This window comes from Bacillus sp. SIMBA_008 (genome assembly GCF_046535495.1).
GTDB lineage: Bacteria > Bacillota > Bacilli > Bacillales > Bacillaceae > Bacillus > Bacillus subtilis.
Genome location: NZ_JAWRWL010001125.1, coordinates 1 through 242 on the forward strand (window position 1 = coordinate 1; position 242 = coordinate 242).

Annotated in this window: 1 protein-coding gene; it reads right to left on the minus strand. The window is 45.0% G+C overall.

Features of this window, described 5'->3' with window-relative positions:
* A partial coding sequence (locus SB658_RS26940) for a thiolase family protein (RefSeq protein ID WP_486308230.1) occupies positions 1-242 on the minus strand: 242 nt, incomplete at both ends.

Consider the following 242-nt stretch of genomic DNA (forward strand, 5'->3'; position numbering starts at 1 on the left):
TCCGCTCCGCCTGATAATACAGCTTCCGAGTGACCAAGCATAATGCGCTCTGCTCCGTAAGCGATACTTTGTAACCCTGAAGAACAGTAACGGTTAATTGTAATAGCTGGAACATCGTAAGAAAGTCCTGCTAATCCGCCGATATTACGAGCCATATTTAACCCTTGCTCTGCTTCTGGCATCGCACAACCGAAAATTAAATCGTCGATTGGTCCTTCATAATTCGCACGCTTTAACGTTTC